Below are 22,277 nucleotides of genomic sequence, written 5' to 3'. Positions count from 1 at the left end.
AGACACTGCCCTTTCACGGCAGTAACATGGGTTCGAATCCCGTAGGGGTCATTATGGAGGATTAGCTCAGTTGGGAGAGCGTCTGCCTTACAAGCAGAGGGTCACAGGTTCGAGCCCTGTATCCTCCATCTGATGAGAGTTACTCATCAATAATTTAATAGACTCCATCATGAAGAATGATATGGCTCGGTAGCTCAGTCGGTAGAGCAATGGATTGAAGCTCCATGTGTCGGCGGTTCGATTCCGTCCCGCGCCATTTATGGAGGGGTAGCGAAGTCTGGCTAAACGCGGCGGACTGTAAATCCGCTCCTTCGGGTTCGGTGGTTCGAATCCACTCCCCTCCATTCTTTATAGGGATATAGTTTAATGGTAGAACAACGGTCTCCAAAACCGTCGGTGTGGGTTCAACTCCTACTATCCCTGCCATGATGGCGGTAGTGGCGAAGTGGTTAACGCACCGGATTGTGGCTCCGGCACGCGTGGGTTCGATTCCCACCTACCGCCCTTTGATTGGGTTATAGCCAAGTGGTAAGGCAATGGACTTTGACTCCATCATGCGCTGGTTCGAATCCAGCTAACCCAGTTGGGTTTGGGCAATAAATGATGGCGGTATAGCCAAGTGGTAAGGCAGAGGTCTGCAAAACCTTCATCACCGGTTCAAATCCGGTTACCGCCTTTCCTGAAAAGGTTATAATCCTGATCAGATTTATGTTCCATCTAGTTATTATTTTGCCGGCGTGGCGGAATTGGCAGACGCGCTGGACTCAAAATCCAGTTCCCGTTGAGGGAGTATCGGTTCGACCCCGATCGCCGGTACTAAGAGGTTTTCAGGAAGCTCTAAGTACCTTTAAGAAGTCGTTATATCGTTGATATAACGGCTTTTTTGTATTCTTAGAATCATGCGAAAATAGGCAAAATGATTTTTGGGTGAACTTTCCAGTTGCAAAGAATAAATTTACAATATTAGCATTGCATGAATATGAACGTAGAAATAGTCTCGTAAGCATCGAAAAGCCCTGTATTAGCATAAATCATGCTAACATAGGGCTTTTCATATTATGGTAGGTCTTTAAAACGAATCCATCCATCCATCTAAAACTTGCTCGTTGCACTCGGTGATAACTGAAGTAGTTGGTTTAAAGTCCATGGTGCTTGTTCTGCTTTGTGACTCGCTAGTGAGTTGTAATGTGTTTCTGAACCGCAGCTAGTCAAATAATGGTAACGGTGCCAAAAAATCGATATCTGTTCGTTCGCTGGCGGCGCCTTCTGCTAAAATTGCCATCTGCTTGACCACTTGGGCGCCAGCTTGGTGTAGGAGGGCGTTGGCAGCTGTCAACGAGCCCCCACTGCTAATGACGTCGTCGATAATGATAACGCGCTTATGATTGATTAGTGCGGCGTCAGTACCGTCTAAAACTAGCTGTTGTGGGGTGCTGGTCGTAATTGCGCTTACCGGTTCGATAAGCGGGTGCTGCATGTAATCCTTACGATTCTTACGTAAAACGATAAAGCGAGGGTGGTTTGTGGCCTGGCTTAGTGCCTGGGCTAGCGGAATGCCCTTACTTTCCATCGTGACTAAATAATCAAATTTAGTGGTAGTTAGCCGTTGACTGAGCTGACGGGCAGCATAGCCGGTCAGCTCAGCGTCGCCCAATAGAACGAAAGAGGCGATGCTAGTCGTGGCATTTAATCGAATCAATGGTAACTGCCGTGTCAGCGATCCTAATGTTAACTGATAAGTTTGCATATTTATAACCCCAATCCAATTAATGGTAAACCAAATTTTAGGAGTGCCCCGGTCATTAGCCCCGCGAATGGATCGACAAGGGCGGTCACGACGAGCGTTACGCCTGCAACCGTACTTAACGAGCCGTGCAAAGCGGTGGTTGCATTTTCCGGGAAAATGACAATGGTCCCTAAGATAAACAAAAAACCGGCGATTGCAGTGCTAGGCACAACTTTTCCCAGCTTTGGCAGCCATCCCAGTAATAGAATCAGCATCATGATCAACATCATTAGGATACCCGCGATTACTGGTTCAGGCGCGCTGGCTGTCGCGGAAATAATCGTTTCTACTGGCGCGCCACCCAGAAGGCTAGTTCCCAGGTCTGCTAATGCCTGACTACTAGTCAGGAGATTTAGATTGACCGGGTTGGGGTGTCGTCCCGTCATTTGGCCAGTAATTAAGCCGTACGAGAGGTTAGCACCGATATTAAGACAAGCTAGACTCAGAGCACCTCGCAGGATTTTAAAACTGAACTGTGGCCTGACAAATTGTAATTTGCGGGTCGTCACATGTTCCGGTAGTGCGACGCGATAATGTGTCGTCGCTGCGTAACAGCTGGTTCCAATCACTGAAACGGCAATTGTCCATACTAAATCTTTACTGATCAAATAAGTCACACCCGCCAAGCCGATTGACAGCCACCCAAATTGGGGTTGTTCGTGCGCCATTTGCAACGCGATTTTAGCCAACATCAGGCCAACTCCTGCCATCATCGCTGCCATAAGCTGATTGCCCAGACTATGAACGATGAGCGGCAGAGTACCGGTCAAGCCAATCACGAACATCAGACTCGCACCTAAAAAGATAATCGACGACCGTTCGCGTAAATCGTGTCCCAGGTGCCCGACTAGTGCGAGGGATTCCGCTTGAAATGAAACCGGTGCAACTGAACTAGCCACGCCGTTGATTAAACCAACTAATCCGAATGAAAATGCAGTCGGAAAGACCGCAAAACCGAGACTCATCGCCATAATTCCTTGTGGGATCCCGTTTAAAACGACCCCGATTGCTGCCAATAGATCCGCCAACCAATGCATATTAATACCGCCTTTTTTGTTTATACGAATAATATACGACTGATTAGGGTTTAAATCCAGCAAATTTAGGACAAAGTCAGAATAATATTGTTTGTTAACTATTTATAGTTCGTGTTTTCACGAATCACGATTAGTTGGCGCACGCTCGCAAATGGGGTATACTTAGTGCTAATTAGTGAAGGAGGGGTGGCACCATGCCAACGATTAAAGATTATTACTTGCCAAAGCGGCCAACATTATTATTTTCGTTGCATCCAGAACCAACACAAGCGATTATCAATGGCACCAAGATTCTGGAATATCGTCGGCGTTTTTTTGCACGTCCGTTTCAAGCATTTGTCTATACGACAGGGGCTAATGGGGGAATTCAACTCTTTTTGCGTTGTGATCAGGGCCTGCAACTCGTGCCTGAACAATTAGCGCTTGTGGGCGCATTGTTACAGCATGACGCGCCCACAACCACCGCGGCTTATTTTGAAGGCGCTAAAGTCGGATTGGCGTTACCGATTACGGCTTTTACAACCTTACCTAACATTCCGTTGGCACAGTTACGTCGTCAGTTTGAAAACTTTGTTACGCCGCGGAGTTACGTCTTCTTAGATCAGCCTGACCGGCAAGCACAGTTGGATTGGCTATTAACGCAACCCTGTGAGTCGCTAACTATTTTGGACTGGCGCAAACGGTATGCAGCACTGGCGACTTTGTTACAAAAATGAAGCCAAGCTTGTCTTAATCGGGCTGCAACTAGTGCGCCGGTTATAAGAATCAAACAGCCACTCGTTGTGCATTTGCTGAGCAAAAGGACTTAGCTGTGACAACTGCCGCAAACGAGTAGTCATTTAGCATGACTGATTGGATTTGATCGTAAAAAAAGAACCTGCCACAAGTGGTCAGGTTCTCAGATTAATTAGAGCATTTTTTCATAGACGTAGCAAACGTCATCGACATGGTATACACCGACCATTTCGCCAACTCGCTTGAAGTTCATCTTTGCAATCAGATGTTGCATCGCTTGATTGTCGGCATGAGTATCGATACGGATGCTTTTGATTTCAGGATGATCCGCAGCAATATGAGCAATGATTTTTTCGAATAATTGAGTGGCATAACCATGACCTGCATGGCTAGAATGAATCGCGACTCGGTGAATCACGACGTAAGGTGCCGTGGTATTTAACCATTCGGCCTTCGCAGTATCGTAAGTTTCGTCTGGTGAAGGCACGACAGCGACAGCGCCGACCGTTGCGTTGTCGTCGGCATTGAATAAGTATGCTGATCCTTGCATGATGTCGGCCGTGATTTGTTTGCGAGACGGGTAGTCGCCTTGCCACTGGTTGACCCCAGCTTCAGCAAGTTGATTACGGCCGTCACTCAGAATGTCGATGATCGTATCGAGATCATCGAGGGTCGCTTTTTTAAAGTACATAATTCTAGCTCCTCTCTTGAACAGCGATTGACTGCCGAAGCAGTAATCGACTTTTAAAAGTATACAGAATTTTTAGAAAAATGAAACTATTTTCTCCCGATTCTTAGGAGATTTTCAGTGACGATTTTCAAGTAAAATCTTGCGCGCTTCTTGGGCCATGTCATGTTGCGTATTATAAGCAGCGACCGCACTCGGTGCATATTGGTAAGTATTAGTCCGCAAAGTTTGTTCATAGAATTCGAAGTAGGGTAAGTGGGTATTTTGCGCAATCGTGATAGCACGCTGCCAATCGAAATCTACGGCGCGGTAGTCAGCATGCTGGAGGCCAGTCTCAGCAATTGTCAGAAGCAAGTAGTTTGCTCGTGGTTGGCGTAGGTGGGGATTAATGGCAGTCGGAAGACCAACTGTCCCGGCGTTTAGAATCAACTGTCCCGTGGTTGCGTAGCGCATGATGGGCTGGTGCGTGTGCGCGTAGATGACGATATCGACATCGCCTTCAGCGGCTTGGTCAAAGTTGGCCTGACTGGCAGTTGGTGCGAGCGCGTGTCCACTAGCGACGGTCGGTAAGACGTGTTGGAGACGGATGGTTAACGGGCCGACGTGTTTGATGACTGTCATTGGTAAGTTCAGTAACCGTTCAAAGTGTGTCGAACTCAGCTGGCGCCGATCAAAAGCGGTGAGAACCGTTGCCATAATTTGTTTGGGTTTAGTAAACGTGTTGGGATTGGCTGCCATTACTTTTTGGTAGTTTTCCTCGTGATTTCCGAGAACGTAGGCGGTGGGGTGAACGCGGTCTAGTAAGGTGAGACAGCGCTCCGATTCTGGCCCGCGAACGGTCATGTCGCCTACTGTCCAGTATTCGTCAACGTGTTGTTTCTGGGCGTCTGCTAAGACTGCTTCGAGTGCAGTAGCGTTACCGTGAACGTCAGATAGGACTGCAATTTTTACCATGTTGAGATGCTTCCTTTCTACTATGTAATCTAAACTCTGGTGAGATGTTTTATTCTGGTAAACGTGGGTTTTAAAAATTTATGAATGTAACCACTATGAAAAGCCATCGTAACTTTTATCTGTTATAATGGGTATGAAACGAAGTAATATATAGCACGTATATTCAAGCCAATTCGTTTCGTGCCGTGGTTATCCTTGCGATAATCACGGTTTTTATTTTACCATAGTGCCTTATGATTAGTTTGGTTGGTGTCATTTAATTGTATCAGTACATGGAATGCGGGTGGGTTACCACACATGTAATTGCCCAGAGTTCAAGGTGACTTACATATGGTGTGATATTGTTTAAACTGAATGGATTGCTTCTAAATATAGTGGTTAAACTAATTGTTTGTGAAAGAGGTTTTGGATAAATGATGACACCTTACAAAAAAGTTAACGTAACGGATGCGCCTCGACTAAAGCTGGCAATTAATTTGACTAGTGTCTTGTTGTCTTTTCAATGTTATTTAGTAATATGATTCGAGCCAGCACCATTGATATTGGGCATGTAGCTTGGCTAAAATGGTCATTTTAGCAATTGGGACTGTTGCGATTCATGGGTGCGGGTTGTACTGGGGAATTTTTACCTAGCATAGCAACTAGTGATAACGTTGCGATACTGTCTGATAGAAGATACATTGCGGGGTATGACTATTTATCGCTAAAAATTGGGAAATTAGTATCCACGATAATTGAGTTGGAGTATCAAAAGGCCATCAACCTGCGTATATGCTTCGCGGTTGACGGCCTTTAGTTTAGTGCTGAAGTCAAAGTAGCTATGTGAATGGATCTCATCTCAAAACAAGCTATACACCAAATAAATATTCAACACCGTAATAATTCCGGCCAGTCCATATCCCACCCACGTTACCGCCGGGCGATTAACGTGGGCCTTCATCAGGCTGGCGTCATTTGTCAGCGCAACTAGTGGCAACAAGGTAAAGGGGAGGGCGATGCTGAGTGCCACTTGCGCGTAAATGATCAAGTTTTCAAAGGCAGCGTCACTAAAGCCGACTAACATACCGATAATCAGAATCGGAATTAGCGTGACAGCGCGAGTAAGCAGCCGGCGTTGCCATAGCGGTAAGCGGATGTGTAAATAACCTTCCATGACGATCTGACCAGCTAAGGTGCTAGTGATGGATGAAATTAGGCCGGTAATTAGTAGGGCTAATGCAAATAACCAGCTCATGACCGGGCTAGCAAGGGCGCCAACCACGGTGGTACTTTTTAACCCATCGAAGACGGCCTGCAGACTCGCTAACGCGTTGGTGTGACCGAAGAAAAGCGTCCCACCAAGGACGAGCAAAAGTGCGTTGATGAGAAAAGCCGCAATCAAGTGCACTGTTGAGTCCCAATTGGCGAAGCGCAGTGCTTCTGTGACTTGGGCTGGATTATGATAATCATAACGCCGGCTTTGTGCAAGCGATGAGTGTAAGTATAAGTTATGTGGCATGATGGTTGCGCCCAAGATTCCGAGACTGAGGACTAGTGCGGTATGATTTTTGACGATCAATGGTGTTGGAACTAAGCCGAGCAACACGTTGCCAAATTGAACGTGGGCCCGTCCCACCTCGATACCAAAAATAATGCCGACGGTCAAAATAGCGACGAGGACGATTACTTCGACACGCCGAATGCCAAATCTCAAAAACAACAAGACAACTAAGACGTCCGCAATCGTCAGTAAAATTCCTGCAAGTAGTGGTAAGCCGAATAACATTTTTAAGGCGATTGCGGTTCCAATTACGCCCGTCATATCAGTCGCCATCATCGCGACTTCGTTTAAAATCCACGCGGCGTAACGCACGGGCCGGGGCAGCTTGCTAGCGATGGCTTGTGCTAAGTCTTGCCGGGCTACAACGCCTAGCCTGATTGCCAGGCCTTGCATGAACATGGCGACAATGATGGCTAATGCGAGCACGGCTAAAAGCCGGTACTGAAACTGACCGCCACCGGCTAGGGATGTCAACCAGTTGCCGGGATCCATATAGCCGACTGCCACTAGTGCACCGGGACCGCTATAGGCTAAAAATTTGCGCCAAAAGGCCGTCTGATGAACGTCGGGAACCGCGACGCTCTGATTGATTTCTTCAAGACTTTGATGACGATGTGATTGCATGGTTCGACGCCTCCTGCTTTTGGATAGCGAGGTCAGCCAGAAATTGGCTGAAGCCGGTATCCTTATTCATCGGTGGTACTAAGTCAAACCGATCACCACCGCTTGCCCGAAAGGTTTGATAATTTTGAACGTAGTCTTCCTCGAGGGTTTCCAAGCAGTCCACGACAAAGGATGGCGTAACTACTAATACGTTGCGTTTGCCAAGTTCGACCAACTGCATGAGCTCATTTTTTAAGTAAGGCTTCAACCACGGCATCGGTCCGAACTTGGACTGATACGCCGTAATGACCTTATCAGCTGGTAATTCTGGTCGCTCCGCCAACACAGCTTTGGTCGTGGCCTCGCATTCGCGTTGATAGGGATCACCATGGCGGACCATTGCAGTGGGGATGCTGTGGTAGCTGAAGATGACCGCATCATAATGATGCGCCTGATAGCTTTGCCAGACTTTGGTTGCTAGTAAGTGAATGTAGGTCGGTTGGTCGTAGAAACTGTCGATAAAGGTGTGTGGTAATCCAGTTGCTTCAACTTGACGATGGATGCCGCCGTGCGTGCTCTGGGTGTATTGCGGAAAAAGTGGTAAAATAATTGGCTTTTCACACCCATCAGCAACCATGGCTTTCAAGGTCGCACCGGTATCGGGTTGACCGTACGTCATTGCTAGTCGGACGTCCCAATCGGGTAATGCTGCTTGTACTTGTTGGCAGATGGCTTGACTGTAGACGATTAATGGTGAGCCTTGTGGGAGCCAACTATCCTGATAAAAGGTGGCCGAACGCCAAGAACGGGTCGGTAAGATAATACCACGCAACAGCGGTTGCCAGAGTGCGGCTGGCATCTCGATGACGCTTGGATCACTTAAGAATTCTTGTAAGTATGTTTTGACATCCTTAGTCCGTGGGGATGCTGGGGAGCCTAAATTGACGAGTAATAATCCTGGGTGCATAGAAACCCCTCCAATGCTCTTGATAAATTAATCATAGCATAATCATCAGCTTGTATACGGGGTTAATGGTTTATTTATTCGATTATCTAGTGATAATCAATTTACTGCTGAAATAAATAAAATCTCTTGCTAGCAACTGGCCGGGCTAGCAAGAGATCTGAAATTGATATTTGGTTTTGTTGCAGTTCAAAAATCGGTGTCGTCGGCTGGATCGTACTTTAAAAGTAGATTCAGAAATGCCAGCAAAAGCCATGACCATGTTCGTTTTTAGGTCGTCAACATCAAAAGGCGATTACTGGGTGGACTTGGTGAGTTGAGCTGACTAACGGGCTTACTTTGCGGCGTGGGTCCGTCGATAACGTTGATTGAGATAGTAGCCTAGATAGCAAATCGCCACGAAGGGAATGGTGTAATACAAGGCAATCCGCTGGTTAGGGTCAAACCAAATCAAGATACAAGAGAGTCCACTTAAGATAAAGGCCAGCCACGGGACGACCGGGTAGCCGGGCGTTTTAAAAGTCAATTGATCAAGTGACTGCCCACTTTTCAGGTAGGCTTTGCGGAAGTTGATCTCCGAAAGGGCAATTGCCATCCAAACAATGACGACAGCAAGTCCTGAAATGGATACTAAGACCAGGTACACCGAACCGGCGGCATAGACACTCGACAATAGGGCCAGAATGCCACCCAGCATGCTAGTAATTAGGGCGACTAACGGCACATCACGCTTCGTGGTTCGTTTGAAAACCTTTGGAATGGTTCCCTCGTTCGCAAGTGACCACAGCATGCGGGTAGACGCGTAGAGGCCAGAATTAGCGGCCGACATAATGGCGGTCAATACGACGAAATTCATTAAATCAGCAGCGTAGGGAATCCCAATCGCTTTGAAGACGAGCACGAATGGACTTTGCGTCACACCTGCTTGTTTGTAAGGAATCAGTGCGGCCATGACGAACATGCTACCGATGAAGAAAATAATCAGGCGCCAGAGGGTCGTTTTGATTGCGGTCGGAATGGTGTGGGCCGGATCCTTAGTCTCACCAGCTGTAATTCCAATTAGCTCAGTTCCGGAAAAGGCAAAGTTGACCGTTAGCATAGTCGTAAAGACGCCACCAAAACCATTGGGGAACCAACCGTTACGCGTATAGTTGCTCAGAAACGGGGCACTGGTATGACCGTGAAGTGGCAGGATACCGACCATTGCCAGTCCGCCTAACACAATAAAAGCAATGATCGCGATGACTTTGATACTGGCAAACCAGAATTCCGCTTCCGCAAACCAGCGTACGGAGAGGGCGTTAACGGTGAAGATGACCACCATAAAGACGAGGCTCCAGATCCAGGTCGCAATGTGCGGAAACCACGTTTGCATGATGAGCCCCGCTGCTGTAAATTCTGAACCGAGGGCAATCGTCCAAGTCAACCAATATAGGATGGCAACCGTAAAGCCTGTGCCAGGACCAATATATTTTTTCGCATAGACGTGAAACGCCCCGGTGTAGGGCATTGCAACTGACAGCTCACCTAGACAGAGCATGACGAGATAGACGAGGATGGCTCCAATGGTATAGGCGAGCAGGGTCCCAATTGGCCCCGCTTGATGAATCGTGTAACCGGAACTTAAAAATAATCCGGTCCCAATCACGCCACCGAGCGAAATCATCAGTACGTGCCGTGATTCCATCTGGCGACTGAGGTGGGTTTGTTTTGACATAATGTACCGGCCTTCCTTACTTGCAGAATTAATATGATTAGACTATGATTAGAAAATCAACAATGCTATTAGAATAACATAATTTATAAGTAGAAAGGAAGGCAATTATTGCAATGCTTTCATTAACTGAACAATTGAACCGGGGCCCAGTCGTCTCGGACGGTGCGATGGCTACGGAATTAGAAAAACGGGGCGTGGCAACCAATAGCGCACTGTGGTCAGCCACGGCAATGTTGGACCACCCGGATGCGATTCAAGCGGTCCATCAGAGCTATCTGGATGCGGGCGCAAAAATCATGACAACTAATACATACCAGGCCAACGTGCCTGCATTTGAGCAGGCTGGTATTGCTGCCGCACAAGCGCGTCAATTGATACAACAGGCGGTGACAATTGCTCATACGGCGCGTGATGCTAGTCATGTCACGGATGCTGTGATTGCTGGTAGTATTGGCCCGTACGGTGCTTACTTAGCGGATGGTAGTGAGTACACGGGTGCATATCAGTTAACGCCGAGTGCCTATCAAGACTTTCACCGCGAACGCCTGGCGTTGATCATGGCCGCCGGGGTGGACGTGCTTGCATTAGAAACGATGCCACGTTTAGACGAAGTACAGGCTTTGGTACAACTAATCACAACCACTTGGCCGCAACAACCATACTGGGTAAGCTTTAGTATCAAGGATCCACAGACATTATGTGATGGGACGTCATTAGCTGTGGCCGCAAAGTGGGTGGCGGCCCAGCCGAACGTGGTCGCTGTGGGGGTCAATTGCACTACGCTGGAAAACATTGCACCAGCGTTAACCACTTTGAAGGCTGCTGTAGCGGTTCCGTTGATCGTTTATCCTAATTCTGGTGATCAATATGATCCCGTGACGAAGACTTGGCAAGAAACTCATTTGAGTCATCAATTTGCATCCTTTGTCCCCCAGTGGTTAGCCGCCGGGGCCCGCATTATCGGCGGCTGTTGTCGCACAACGCCGAAGGATATTGCGACGGTGGCACGGGCTCTCAGTGTTTCGGATTCCGCCAAGCTTTGAAAAATGTTAAGAAATGACGGTGTTTTAGTTCATGGTGGGCGTGTCTCAGAGATCTAAGTTGTCTTGGGGTGTTCGTTACACACTAATTATTGATTTAATTATATTTGAGCAAAACAATACCTAGTGTGCTGAGCGTTACTAGGTATGGCTAGCAATTTAATTGAAACTGGTGAAAAAACACTAGTCGGGCACTGCTGATACGGTAGTTGTTCACGACTAGCGATTTTTTTATGTCAATAAAACTGTTCATATCTTGGTCGAGTAACGTAAAATATGGTAGGGTAAAGATAGTGTATAGATATAACAGATGAAGTGGTCAATCGTTCGTGCGTACTCGAAGTTTTTGAACTCGGTGACAGGATGAGTTGATTTTTCAGATTGAGAAGGGAACGGCTAGGTGATGTATTATTTTGTGGGTACTGGTTTAGGATTGAAATTGACGGGAATTGAAAAGGCACAGTTGAACCGACTGGCGCTATTTGACGCCACTGGTTATCAGGCTCGATGCGTCTATGTCACTTATAATCCGCGTTTACATGAGCATGCGGCCCGCTTTGGTGCGGAAGGAAAATGCTTTAGTTTGTATGATTTCTTTCAGGGGACGATGCCTGAAGCAGTGACTAAAATCCATCATGATTGGATGCACTATTGGCAAGCTGTTTGTCACTTTAAGGTGATTCAGGTTCCAAATACGACGGATTTTCGCGTCCTGGATACCGATGGTCAATATTTGATGTACGTTCATTTTGTGGACGCCGGGCGACAACAATTGGATTATGTCAATTATTTTGATAATCAGGGTGTTAAAGTCCGACGCGAATTTTATGATAACCGGGGCTTCCTGAGCCGGACAAGCTTTTTAGTGAAACATCAGGAAGTGCACACAGAAGTGTATTATGATTTACAAGGGCAAGTCAAAATTATCAAACAGTATGATATTACCGGGCCAGAGCCAAAACTACGACTGATTACGTTGAAGAACTATCAACAAAGAGACTTTTTCTTCAATACCGAACAGGCTTTTCAGACATTCTTCTTCAATGAATTGGCCACTGCTGATGACGTCTATTTCTGTGATCGTAACCGACAAACGGCGGCGGCCTTAGGTCATACGCGCCCCGCAATTCGCGTGTGTTCAGTCTTACATAGCACGCATCTACGGATTGGTGAGGACGTGGTAAGTGGGCATTTGAAATCGGTCTATCGGTATGTCCTAGCCCATCCAGACCAATTTCACCGAATTATTGTGTCGACCGAGCATCAAAAGCGTGATTTATTGGCACGCTATGATAATTTACCACCAGTTGTCGTGATTCCAGTCGGCTATACAACGGTTCATCCGTTTAAAATTGATGGTCGTGACCTGCACCGAATTATTAGTGTGGCGCGCTATTCGCCGGAAAAGCAATTACCACATCAACTGGAAGTGGTTCGTCGGTTAGTTGGTGAATTTCCCGACTTGACTTTGCAGTTGTTTGGGCATGGGCAAAAGATTGAAATGCAAATGCGTCAATTTATTCAGGCCAATCAGCTAGAAAAAAATATTGTTATTCGGGGTTTCTTGCCCAATCTGGCAGAAGAGTACCAGCGGGCAAGCCTCGCCTTAATGACGAGTGTGGAAGAGGGTTTTTCGCTAGCCACAATGGAAGCTGAAAGCTATGGCGTGCCGGTTATTGGCTATCGAATTGCGTACGGGCCGGAAGATATTATCGAAGATGGCGTTAACGGGTACTTAGTGACACCCAATGATGTTGATGAGTTGACAATGAAAGTTCGTCAGTATTTACAGCACCCTGAACGACAAGCACAACTGATTACGAATGCCTACAATTCAGCAACTCGTTACAGCAAGCAGACGATTATTGAAAAGTGGCGCCAGTTAATAGCAGCACTTTAAGAACCGGTGATAGGGGCAAACAAGGCGTCTACCTAGTTTGAGAGACTAGGTAGACGCCTTGTTGTTATCTAGATATTAATAAAGTAATAAAATCAGTACCAACTGAACGGCTACGTTGATCATGAGATGTAACCGAGTACGGCCAAAGGACTGTTGACTGAACCAGACAGCAATCGTGATGAGAATTGCAACGATCGTTTGCCAGGTCAGCGGCTGCAGGAAGATGGTGATAACAAGTAGCAGGCCAGTGATGGCCGAAATCAGTTGATTGATTTGGCGCTGACGGCTGAAGCTCGGAACGTATAGGAAGACATAACTAGCCAGCATGGGGGTCAGTTTCCAGAGAAAAGTAGTTGATAAATAGTTATTTTGTAAATCGAAGACGGCCACTGGGATCGTGAACGTCATGATGACGCCGAAAACGACTAGACCAAAGTAGTTTTGCATACCGAAGCGTGGAACAGCCATCACGAGCAACCACGCACTGCACGTTAATAGCAGGTACAGTAGTTCGGATTCCTTGGCAATAATGTTGGTAAATGCAAAGGCCACGGTAATTCCAATCGCAATGAGGCTCCACTGGGGAGCGATCCGCCGATCTAAGATAATGAAGACCGCGGCGGCCACGGCTAAGGTGTAGCCAATCAGTGGTAACTGCGCGGCTGAAAATGAGGCCGTTTGAAATGAGCGCCCGTAATCGAGGGCGGCCCACCAACTGATGATGCTTTGAACGATGGTAAAGATCGCCAAGGCGATGTAATCGCGTTTAATATGTAATTTTCCGATTCGAATCATATTGTCAACACTCTCTAATTAGGATAATGAGTTAATCGTACCGGTCGGGGCAGTTCCCGTCAATAATTTGACAGAAATCTTTAAAAAAAATGGTGATTGTGATAACCTTATATAGTTATGAGCCGTTCCCGAAAGGATAAGTTTAGCTTGTTCAATGAAGAATAAGTGATGCTTAGATGCCTTGTAACCGAAATTATCAAGGGGGAATTTATTGTGAGTGAAAGACACTTATTTACATCTGAATCTGTCTCTGAAGGTCATCCTGATAAGATTGCTGACCAAATCAGTGACGCTATCCTGGACGCAATGTTAGCCCAGGATCCACAAGCACGGGTCGCTGTTGAAACTTCAGTGACGACTGGATTAGTGCTGGTCTTCGGTGAAGTTTCGACCAAGGCCTACGTTGATATTCAAAAGGTCGTGCGTGACACGATCAAGTCGATTGGCTATGTTGATGGTCAATACGGCTTTGACGGTGACAATTGTGCCGTCCTTGTCTCATTGGATGAACAATCACCAGATATCGCGCAAGGGGTCGATGATTCCTTGGAGACGCGTTCTGGCGATGCTGACCCATTAGATCAAATCGGTGCTGGTGATCAAGGGATGATGTTTGGTTATGCCATCAACGAAACCCCTGAATTAATGCCACTGCCAATCGCATTGAGCCATCGGTTGATGCGTAAAATTGCAGCGCTACGTAAGGATGGTACCATTAAGTGGTTACGTCCAGATGCTAAGGCCCAAGTCACGGTCGAATATGACGAAGACAACCAACCTAAGCGAATCGACACAGTGGTCTTGTCTACTCAGCATGATCCTGATGTTGATTTGGATACAATTCGGCAAACGGTCATTGATCAAGTCATCAAGGCTGTGTTACCAGCTGATTTATTAGATGACCAAACTAAGTATCTTGTGAACCCAACTGGTCGTTTTGTTATTGGTGGTCCTCAAGGGGATGCCGGTTTGACTGGTCGGAAAGTCATCGTGGATACGTACGGTGGTTTTGCCCATCATGGTGGTGGTGCCTTTTCTGGTAAGGACGCGACCAAGGTTGATCGTTCTGCAAGTTACGCTGCTCGTTACATTGCCAAAAACGTTGTGGCTGCCGGTTTAGCTGATCAGGTCGAAGTGCAATTGGCATATGCCATCGGGGTTGCCGAACCAGTTTCGATTGCAGTGGATACTGCCGGAACCGGGAAGGTTAGTGATGAAGCGTTGATTAACGCCATTCGCGAAAACTTTGATTTACGCCCAGCTGGGATTATCAAAATGCTCGATTTGCAACGGCCAATTTATCGGCAAACTGCGGCATACGGCCACTTTGGTCGGACCGATATTGATTTGCCATGGGAACATACTGATAAAGTGGATGCTTTAAAAGCAGCATTTAAATAATGCGGTAACGTTGATTCGTTACGGTCTGTAGGTACTCGACGCTAAAAGCGACCTTTTTTCAAGGTTGCTTTTTTTTGCGGGCTATTTTAGATGCACGGGGTTTTAAAATGATTGATAGAGAAGGAGAATTACTAAGATGCAACAGCGTAAAACTAACGTAATGGCGGTTACGGTTGCCATTTACGTCGCGACGTTTATGAGTGCGATTGAAGGGACAATCGTGTCGACCGCCTTGCCAACGATTGTTGGTGATTTACACGGGGTTTCATTGATGAATTGGGTTTTCTCAATTTATTTATTGACTAATGCGATGATGACGCCAATTTATGGAAAGCTGACTGACTTGGTCGGCCGAAAACCAGTGATGCAAGCCGGACTAATTATTTTTATTATCGGGTCTATGATGAGCGGTTTGTCTAATTCGATGCCGGTGCTAATTTTTTGGCGGGCCATTCAGGGGATCGGTGCCGGGGCGCTAATGCCAGTCTCAATGACAATTATCGCAGATATTTATTCATTCGAACGCCGGGCCAAAGTGCTAGGCTTCAATAGTTCAGCGTGGGGCATTGCTTCAGTGCTGGCACCGCTGATTGGTGGACTAATTGTCGATAAGCTCAGCTGGCATTGGATTTTCTTCATTAATGTGCCAGTTGGGTTGATCACCCTTTTCCTATTTCAATTTTATTTACGAGAACCCAAACGTCACAATAACGTGAAAATCGACTACTTGGGTAGCTTTTGGCTGATGCTCTTCTTGCTGTGCTTGATGCTAAGCTTCCAACTATTGGGAAACGCCACTATCAGTTGGGTGGCCGTTGGGACTGCTTGGATCATTAGTGCGCTCAGTTTGTGGCTATTTATTCGTCGTGAAAGTCGCACGGATGAACCAGTGATTTCGATGGATTTATTCAAAAACCACACGTTTATTATTCAGAATGCCGTGGCGGCCTTAGTCAGTGGTTTCCTAATGGCCGTTGAAGTTTATATTCCAACTTGGACTCAGGGGATACTGGGTGTACCGGCTTCTTTGGCGGGATTCGCAGTGACACCGAGCTCGTTAATGTGGATCGTCGGGTCATTCGTGACGGGGCGGTTATTGGCAAAGTGGGCGCCGCGACGGATTTTGTATCTGAGTTTGGCTTTCATCCTCGTGACAAGCATTTGCTTAGCGTGGTTGCCAGTTAATACTGCTTTCCCATGGTTCTTCCTGATCACAGCGATTGGTGGCGTGGGCTTCGGAATTACAATTACAGCAACGACCGTCACGTCGCAACACCTTGTGCCAGCTGAGAACGTGGGCGTCGCAACGTCCTTCAATACGTTGAGTCGAACGATTGGCCAAACGTTGATGATTTCAATCTTTGGAATTGCGTTGAACGTTGGGATGAACCAAGGTATTCAGCACCATGCAGGAACGAACATGGCGATGATGAACAAGTTGATCAATCCACAGACAGCAACGCAATTACCGTCTCATTTGTTGCCGACACTTCATCGTATCTTATATACGGGCTTACATTGGGTCTACCTGATTGGCCTTGGTTTGGTTATTCTAGCCTTTATTGTGAATAGTTTGGATCGCGGACCACAAAAAACGGCAGCACAACACGCGGCTGATTTAAACCAAAATCAGGATTAGTCGGCTTAGTATCAACAAATTAATTGTCAAAGTGACTCATAATTTGTCGTTTATTTGATATTGACGTAAAAAATCTGAAAAATTTTCAATAAAATTTCCATAAGTGTTATAAATAAATTTTAAGTTGTTAGACGAGTGTAATGGGCTTTATGAGGCCTATTACACTCGTTTTCATTAATATTATTTATTTGGTAACTATTTTAGGAAAATTAATGGAAAACGTGTAATAAGATTGACGGTATCAACTATTGCCAACAAAACATAATCATAGTATTATGAGTGCATAACCTAACGATTGATGGTGTATACCAATGATGCTATATATGTGTTTTTTGTATCATATATAAACGGGTTTGATTAGGTTAGAGAAGGAAGGCAAAACCATGAAATTTCTGAGACATAAATCTTTTAGGGGAGATCCGCAAGTTCACTACAAGATGTTTAAAGTCGGCCGTACTTGGGTATTTACGGCGATGGCATCATTTGTATTGACTGCTGCACCTCAGTTAGTATCTCATGCAGATACGGTTTCGGCGGATACTAGTAGCGATACGGCAAGTAGTGCCACTAGTAGTGCCAGCTCGGGGGCGGATACGTCTTCTGCAGCAGCGAGTGCGGCGGCACTAGCTGCTGCAACGGCAAGTAGTACGTCAACTAGTACTACCAGTGACTCGTCTACGGCATCTTCTTCGAGTGAAACTGCCTCGAACAGTAATTCCAAATCTTCATCGGATAGTTCAAGCAGCGATGACAGTGCTTCAGACGCAAGTTCTGCGAGCGAAACAAGTACGACTAATGCGACAAGTACATCAAGTACTAGTAGTAGCAGTGTTTCAACGGCTAGTTCGAGCGCATCCAGCGCAAGTTCAAGTAGTAGTTCGAGCTCGTCAAGCGCTACTTCATCGAGTTTAACTGATAGCAGCAGTTCTTCCGCAGCTAGCTCAAGTACGACGAGTTTGTCAAGCAGTGCTAGCGTAGCGGCAAGTACTGTCTCGACAGCAAGCAGTGTTGCCAGCACGACTAAGTCTGCAAGTACGGCGGCTTCAACGGCAGCCATTGCAGCTTACTCGTCGGAATCGGCTGCCAGCTCAAATACCGATAGTACCGCAGCTAAGGCGGCTTCATCGTCAGCTTCATTAGCCGGTTCATACGCCACACTTGCCAGCAGCTATGCTAGTTTGGTCAATAACCTAACGACGCAAGCAGCAGTGAGTGCGGCCCAAAGTGCCTATCAAGAAGCGCTTAACGCGGCTGATTTGTCACGGCACTACAATAGTATTGCAAACATGTACTTAGACGCAATGACAAATGGTGTGGGGTCCAATGTAGATAATACATTGGCATACGCTAATGCCAACTCTTTAGCATTTAGTGCAGCCAGTGCGGCCAGTTCATACGCAGCCCTGGCTTCAACGGCCACCTCAACGGCCAGCAGTGCTGCTACCCAAGGCTTAATTAATTTAGCAAGTAGCAATTATTCCGCCGCATCCAGTGCGGCATCCGCAGCCACGGTAGCGGCCAGCTCGGCAGCTGAAGCAGCCAACAGTGCATACTTAGCCATGCAATACGATAAAAATAATACGGCCGTTACCTCAGCTTACGCCGTCGCTTCTAGCACGGCAGCTGCGGCTTCAACGGCCGCGGTTAACGCAACGACTGCTGCGGTGGCAGCTTCCTCAGCCTATGCCGCGGTAAGTAGTAATGCGGCAAATAATGACTATGAAGCCACTAGTACTGCCTATGCAGTTACTTCCTCCGCCGCAACGGAGGCGCTTGGTCAATATGCCGCCGGGAGCACCGCTACTAGCACCGCTAGTTCGGCAGCCAGTTTTGCCAATAGTACTGCAATTAGTGATTTGGCGAGTGCGGCTTCTTCAAGTGCAAACGTGGCGAATACAGCAAAGAGTACGGCTTCAAGTGCGGCCAGTGTGGCAGCAACGCAAACTGGTACTCAAGCGTCAGCTTATGCTTCAAGTGCTGCAACGGCCGCTAGCTCTGCTTCATCAGCCTACGCCGTCGCAAGTACGGCTGCAAAATCCGCTGTCAGTGCTAGTGATCCTGCCACCGCGGACTCATACGCTCGGGTGGCCCAATCGGCATCTTCATTGGCTGCTAGTTACGCTGCAACTGCCGAGTCTAACGCGACTTTAGCTGCTAAGTTTTCGACGGATGTCGCTAATGAACAAACCGTTAGTTCCAATGCGACTTTAACGACGAGTACGGCAACGCAAAGTGTCTCGACTGGAGATACTGTGACAATCACCAACAAGGTGGTTTTGGATTCGGGGTCAGTAAGTGGTACACCAACTTATGTTTGGTATGTCTCAACGGATGGGACAACTTGGACGACCATTAGTGGTGCAACATCGGCAACGTATACAACAACTGCAACTACTTCAGGGACGTATTATTATCAAGCAGTCGTGACTGGTAAGCGAGTCACGGCATTAGTCTTCACTTCAGATTTTAAAGCAGCTGGTAATGTGATTACCATTGTTGTCACTAATCCAGAAGGGACCTACGCTGAAATTGCCAGCAGTTATGCTAGTCAAGCCAACAGCGCAGCCTCAGTGGCAACCTCTCAAGCCGCCGCTGCAAGTAATGCAATCAGTTTGGCCAGTTCTTCAGCTAACTTGACGGGCTCATTAGCTAGCTACTACACGTCACAGGCTAATTCTTCATACAACGCAGCTAGCTCATATGCGAGTGTGGCTTCGGAGGCGGCAAGTATTGCAACTATGGCCAGTACTTCGGCCGCTTCTTATGAAGCCGAAGGGGCGTATACCAGTGCTAATATCTGGGCAGGAATGGCATCGAGTTATGCGAGTGTTGCAACTGAATATGCTAGTTCTGCAAGTAGTGCGGCATCTGAGGCAGCAGCTAGTCTCGATACTGCTTTGAAAAATGCGGTTAATGAAGATGGTGGTGATACCGCTGCTGATTATTTAGCATCAAGTTATGCCAGTATGGCTGCGTCATCGGCAAATGTGGCCGGTGACCAAGCCTCGTTAGCTGCATCCTATGCGGCCAACGCTGCTAATGCATATAACGTTGCTGGTTCTTCATTTAATACCACTGCAACTAGCAGTTATAATGCAGCGGCAAGTTCTGCAGCTGTAGCGGCTAGTTCATACGCTGCGGCAGCTAGTGAAGCAGCAAGTCTTGCTGCTTCATATGCAGCGGACGGGAATTATAATTCGGCTGCCTTGCAACAAAGCTACGCGGCTTTGCGTTTAACCTATGCCACAGATCAATTGAATGCTGCTTCGAGTGCGGCGAGTGCGATTACCCAAACGGTCGTGCAAGCACAATCCAGTTATTATAATTCGATTGCAACGGCTGCTTCTAGCGCAGCGTCAGCAGCTGAATCGGCAGCCGGGAACGCAATCAGTGTCGCGAGTTCATTAAGTGCAAAGTATGCGTCAAACACCACGTTGGGTAGCTCATACGTTGCACAAACTAATAATTATGCCGTGACAACTTTGGGTGCAGCGGCGGCCGCAACTTCAGCTGCGGAAATGGCAGCTCAGTATACAAGCCAGGCTTCATCGGCAGTAGCTGCGGGCGATTATGCTATGGCCAGCTCATATGTGACCAATGCCTCAGCAGCAGCTAGTGAAGCAACCTCATATGCGGCATTGTCTACATCCAATGCGGCTTTAGGTAGTACGGCGGCTAGCAACGCGACGAATTATTCAAACAATACGAATTCATATAAAAGCACTAATACGGGTAATGCAACGACAATTCTAGGGATTGTTATTTCTGGTGGGATGACTTCTCAACCCGCAGCAGTGACGTCGACCGTTTCTGGTGGGACCTTTACCTTGTCAGCTTCGTCAGCATTAGGACTAGGTGGGGTTGCACTATCATCAAAAACAACTTGGTATGTTCAAGTCAACGGCACTTGGATGACCTTAGATAAGGCCAGCGCTTATATTGAATCATATGATGCAGTTGACAGTGCTGGTTTACTGTCAACCAGTAGCTCATTAACAGTTACTATCAAAGCGGGCTATACTGGATCATTACTATTCCAAGCCGTACAAGGGTTTTCTTGGGACTTATTAAACTTGGCTACAGTTTATACATTTGCAAGTAATTTAGCGGAAGTAGATGTTTATAGTAGCAATATTCCAGCAACAAACATTTCCATAGCTGGTGATGATTACGTCATTAATCCAACGAACAGTTCGAGTGGCTCAAACGATAAGGTTACTAGCCAGTTTACATCAACGACTAACCCTGAGAATGCTACGGGAACGATTACCTGGACGACAAGTGATTCAAGCATTGCGACAATTGATGATTCTGGCCTTTTGACCGTTGTGTCTAATGGAACGGTGACAATCACAGCAACAATTACAAATGCAGACGGAACTAGCTATTCATCTTCAAAGACAATTACAATTGGTAGTGGCCTTGAGGATGCAACTGTTGATGCAGGAAGTGATTTGACGTGGGTTCCAGATGGCTCGACTACGGGTACTGGGACTAATGTTACTTATCAATGGTATTATTCTTCAACAGCGGACGGTACTGGAACAGCGCTGAGTGGTCAGACTGGTACGACACTTAATCTGTCGGATCTGACAGTAGGGCAATCCGGTTATTACTACCTAGTTATTACTGGATCCAATACGACTAACGGGACTACTACCACGACAACTGTAACTTTAGGCCGGGCTTACTTGACTGTTAATGCTGTTTCAACTGAAGCGGCAGATTCTGCAGCTAGCGAAGCAGCTAACTACGCAAATCAAGCGACGGAATATGGTTCAGTTGCTAGTTCTTATGCGAACATTGCGGGCGAATATGCAAGTAAAAACTCAGAAGCAAGCTCCTACGCAGAACAAGCAACGGCAGCAGCTTCTGATGCACAGTCAGCCGCAACAGCTGCTTCAACTGCAGCCTCTAATGCGGCAGCCGCCCAATCAAATGCAGATTCTGCGGAAGCTGCTGGCGAAAACTCGGCTGCTTCCAGTTATGCAGAGGAAGCTAAAAAGAAAGCGTCCGAAGCATCTGAAGCTAAAAAGAAAGCTTCAAGTGCCGCTGATGATGCAGGCTACTATGCTGATTTAGCTGCTAATGTTAGTGAAGATGACTCGGATAGTGATTCTGACGGCGACAGTGATTCGGATAGCGACAGTGATTCCGACTCTGACAGTGATTCGGATTCCGACAGTGATTCTGACTCAGACAGCGACTCGGATTCTGATAGTGATTCGGATTCTGATAGTGATTCGGATTCGGATAGCGATTCCGATTCCGACAGTGACTCCGACTCGGATAGTGATTCCGACTCAGACAGTGATTCCGATTCCGACAGCGATTCGGATTCGGATAGTGATTCAGATTCCGACTCAGACAGTGATTCGGATAGCGACAGTGACTCAGATTCCGACAGCGATTCGGATTCCGATAGTGACTCCGACTCGGATAGTGATTCTGATTCCGACAGTGACTCCGACTCGGATA

14 protein-coding genes, 8 tRNA genes and 1 riboswitch are annotated in these 22,277 nt (G+C 47.0%); of the genes, 14 read left to right on the top strand and 8 right to left on the bottom strand.

The annotated features are described in order from the left end of the window. The first annotated feature begins 55 nt into the window (after positions 1-55). The 8 genes from MMY95_RS13400 to MMY95_RS13365 all read left to right on the top strand — a co-directional run bounded on the left by MMY95_RS13400 (position 56) and on the right by MMY95_RS13365 (position 816). Positions 56-128: transfer RNA gene (locus tag MMY95_RS13400), tRNA-Val, on the top strand. A gap of 55 nt (positions 129-183) precedes the next feature. Then, positions 184-256, top strand: a tRNA-Phe gene (locus MMY95_RS13395). 5 nt (positions 257-261) lie between these two features. After that, positions 262-344, top strand: a tRNA-Tyr gene (locus MMY95_RS13390). Between the two features lie 8 nt (positions 345-352). Beyond that, positions 353-426: transfer RNA gene (locus tag MMY95_RS13385), tRNA-Trp, on the top strand. A gap of 5 nt (positions 427-431) precedes the next feature. Continuing rightward, positions 432-504: transfer RNA gene (locus tag MMY95_RS13380), tRNA-His, on the top strand. Between the two features lie 7 nt (positions 505-511). After that, positions 512-583, top strand: a tRNA-Gln gene (locus MMY95_RS13375). 22 nt (positions 584-605) lie between these two features. Continuing rightward, positions 606-676: transfer RNA gene (locus MMY95_RS13370), tRNA-Cys, on the top strand. Positions 677-731: 55 nt separating this feature from the next. Next, positions 732-816: transfer RNA gene (locus MMY95_RS13365), tRNA-Leu, on the top strand. 388 nt (positions 817-1,204) lie between these two features. On the opposite strand, the gene MMY95_RS13360 is transcribed toward MMY95_RS13365, so the two are convergent. After that, complete coding sequence (locus MMY95_RS13360; protein ID WP_003643202.1) at positions 1,205-1,747, bottom strand: phosphoribosyltransferase family protein; 543 nt, start codon at positions 1,745-1,747, stop codon at positions 1,205-1,207. A gap of 2 nt (positions 1,748-1,749) precedes the next feature. Continuing rightward, entirely contained in the window at positions 1,750-2,823 is a 1,074-nt protein-coding gene (locus MMY95_RS13355; RefSeq protein WP_053267025.1) for a guanine permease, read from the bottom strand. A 194-nt stretch (positions 2,824-3,017) separates the two neighbouring features. Between MMY95_RS13355 and MMY95_RS13350 the strand changes: the two genes are divergently transcribed. Beyond that, positions 3,018-3,539, top strand: a complete 522-nt coding sequence (locus MMY95_RS13350) for a hypothetical protein (protein ID WP_003644213.1) — start codon at positions 3,018-3,020, stop codon at positions 3,537-3,539. 191 nt (positions 3,540-3,730) lie between these two features. Here the strand turns inward: MMY95_RS13350 and MMY95_RS13345 are convergent, their stop codons facing one another. The 5 genes from MMY95_RS13345 to MMY95_RS13325 form a co-directional block, all read right to left on the bottom strand. Then, positions 3,731-4,249, bottom strand: a complete 519-nt coding sequence (locus MMY95_RS13345) for a GNAT family N-acetyltransferase (RefSeq protein WP_003643199.1) — start codon at positions 4,247-4,249, stop codon at positions 3,731-3,733. A 114-nt stretch (positions 4,250-4,363) separates the two neighbouring features. Then, entirely contained in the window at positions 4,364-5,200 is an 837-nt protein-coding gene (locus tag MMY95_RS13340; RefSeq protein ID WP_241277704.1) for a metallophosphoesterase family protein, read from the bottom strand. A gap of 838 nt (positions 5,201-6,038) precedes the next feature. Continuing rightward, entirely contained in the window at positions 6,039-7,364 is a 1,326-nt protein-coding gene (locus tag MMY95_RS13335; protein ID WP_011101340.1) for an Nramp family divalent metal transporter, read from the bottom strand. Then, entirely contained in the window at positions 7,336-8,310 is a 975-nt protein-coding gene (hemH, locus tag MMY95_RS13330) for a ferrochelatase (RefSeq protein ID WP_104795634.1), read from the bottom strand. The genes MMY95_RS13335 and hemH overlap by 29 nt, the downstream gene beginning before the upstream one ends. 331 nt (positions 8,311-8,641) lie before the next feature. Then, positions 8,642-10,024 carry an amino acid permease gene (locus tag MMY95_RS13325; RefSeq protein WP_003645277.1) on the bottom strand — a complete coding sequence of 461 codons (1,383 nt, stop codon included), beginning with the start codon at positions 10,022-10,024 and terminating at the stop codon, positions 8,642-8,644. A gap of 113 nt (positions 10,025-10,137) precedes the next feature. Here MMY95_RS13325 and mmuM point away from each other — a divergent pair, with 113 nt between their 5' ends. Then, complete coding sequence (gene mmuM / locus MMY95_RS13320; RefSeq protein WP_053267022.1) at positions 10,138-11,067, top strand: homocysteine S-methyltransferase; 930 nt, start codon at positions 10,138-10,140, stop codon at positions 11,065-11,067. Positions 11,068-11,467: 400 nt separating this feature from the next. Further along, positions 11,468-12,964 (top strand): glycosyltransferase, encoded by a 1,497-nt coding sequence (locus MMY95_RS13315; protein ID WP_013355431.1) that lies wholly within the window; start codon positions 11,468-11,470, stop codon positions 12,962-12,964. 75 nt (positions 12,965-13,039) lie between these two features. On the opposite strand, the gene MMY95_RS13310 is transcribed toward MMY95_RS13315, so the two are convergent. Continuing rightward, positions 13,040-13,759, bottom strand: a complete 720-nt coding sequence (locus MMY95_RS13310; protein WP_003645274.1) for a hypothetical protein — start codon at positions 13,757-13,759, stop codon at positions 13,040-13,042. 110 nt (positions 13,760-13,869) lie between these two features. Continuing rightward, positions 13,870-13,975, top strand: a riboswitch (SMK box riboswitch). On the opposite strand from MMY95_RS13310, the gene metK reads away from it, so the two are divergent. The 3 genes from metK to MMY95_RS13295 form a co-directional block, all read left to right on the top strand. Beyond that, positions 13,973-15,160: a methionine adenosyltransferase gene (metK, locus tag MMY95_RS13305; RefSeq protein ID WP_003644222.1), complete on the top strand. Its 1,188-nt coding sequence runs from the start codon at positions 13,973-13,975 to the stop codon at positions 15,158-15,160. (Overlaps the previous riboswitch by 3 nt.) Before the next feature lie 136 nt (positions 15,161-15,296). Beyond that, positions 15,297-16,799 (top strand): MDR family MFS transporter, encoded by a 1,503-nt coding sequence (locus MMY95_RS13300; RefSeq protein WP_003643189.1) that lies wholly within the window; start codon positions 15,297-15,299, stop codon positions 16,797-16,799. Between the two features lie 383 nt (positions 16,800-17,182). After that, on the top strand, positions 17,183-22,277 hold a 5,095-nt coding region (locus tag MMY95_RS13295), incomplete at its 3' end, for a KxYKxGKxW signal peptide domain-containing protein (RefSeq protein WP_277602023.1).

Source organism: Lactiplantibacillus sp. ME-2 (genome assembly GCF_022549155.1).
Taxonomy (GTDB): domain Bacteria; phylum Bacillota; class Bacilli; order Lactobacillales; family Lactobacillaceae; genus Lactiplantibacillus; species Lactiplantibacillus plantarum.
The sequence above is the reverse complement of the archived record's forward strand: the minus strand, read 5'-3'. Positions and strand labels throughout refer to the sequence as shown.